The sequence below is a fragment of the Streptomyces sp. NPDC050535 genome (genome assembly GCF_044457665.1).
Taxonomy (GTDB): domain Bacteria; phylum Actinomycetota; class Actinomycetes; order Streptomycetales; family Streptomycetaceae; genus Streptomyces.
The window spans coordinates 1-1,334 of the sequence record NZ_JBITHE010000068.1 but is presented as its reverse complement, the minus strand read 5'-3'; the positions used below and the strand labels follow the sequence as shown (position 1 = coordinate 1,334).

Genomic DNA, 1,334 nt, shown 5'->3' with positions numbered 1-1,334 from the left:
TCCTTGGCCTGGCCGTCGTTCTTCTTGGCGTTGACGGAGTCGGTGAGCATGACGAGGCAGAAGGGGCAGGCGGTGGAGACGATGTCGGGGTTCAACGACAGGGCCTCATCGACGCGTTCGTTGTTGATGCGTTTGCCGATGCGTTCTTCCATCCACATGCGGGCGCCGCCCGCGCCGCAGCAGAAGCCGCGTTCCTTGTGGCGGTGCATCTCCTGCTGGCGCAGGCCCGGGACGGCGGACATGATCTCGCGCGGCGGGGTGTAGATCTTGTTGTGGCGGCCCAGGTAGCAGGGGTCGTGGTAGGTGATCAGGCCCTCGACCGGGGTGACGGGGACGAGTTTGCCGTCGTCGATGAGGTGCTGGAGCAGCTGGGTGTGGTGGATGACCTCGTAGTCGCCGCCGAGCTGCGGGTATTCGTTGCCCAGGGTGTTGAGGCAGTGCGGGCAGGTCGCGACGATCTTCTTGGCGGACTTCGGTTTCCTCGTGGAGGGGTCGACCTCTCCGTCCTCGTCGAGGGACTCGCCGTACGCCATGTTCAGCGCGGCCACGTTCTCCATGCCCAGTTCCTGGAACAGCGGTTCGTTGCCCAGGCGCCGCGCGGAGTCGCCGGTGCACTTCTCGTCGCCGCCCATGATCGCGAACTTGACGCCCGCCATGTGCAGGAGCTCCGCGAAGGCCTTGGTGGTCTTCTTGGCGCGGTCCTCCAGAGCGCCGGCGCAGCCGACCCAGTACAGGTACTCGACCTCGGACAGGTCCTCGAGGTCGCGGCCGACGACCGGGATGTCGAAGTCGACCTCCTTCGTCCATTCCAGGCGCTGCTTCTTGGCCAGCCCCCAGGGGTTGCCCTTCTTCTCCAGGTTCTTGAGCATGGTGCCCGCCTCGGAGGGGAACGCGCTCTCGATCATCACCTGGTAGCGGCGCATGTCGACGATGTGGTCGATGTGCTCGATGTCGACCGGGCACTGCTCCACACACGCCCCGCAGCTGGTGCAGGACCACAGGACGTCGGGGTCGATGACGCCGTTCTCTTCGAGGGTCCCGATCAGCGGGCGTTCCGCCTCCGCCAGGGCGGCGGCGGGTACGTCCTTGAGCTGCTCGGGGGTCGCCTTCTCCTCGCCCTCGGCGTTCTTGCCGCCGCCGGCCAGCAGGTAGGGGGCCTTGGCGTGGGCGTGGTCGCGCAGCGACATGATCAGCAGCTTCGGGGAGAGCGGCTTGCCCGTGTTCCACGCCGGGCACTGCGACTGGCAGCGCCCGCACTCCGTACACGTGGAAAAATCGAGGAGGCCCTTCCAGGAGAACTGCTCGATCTGGGAGACGCCGAAGACGTCGTCCTC

Annotated in this window: 1 protein-coding gene; it reads right to left on the bottom strand. The window is 66.6% G+C overall.

Translation table 11 applies throughout. The features are described 5' to 3' along the window. A partial coding sequence (locus ACIBLC_RS41965) for a (Fe-S)-binding protein (RefSeq protein ID WP_399216752.1) occupies window positions 1-1,334 on the bottom strand: 1,334 nt, incomplete at both ends.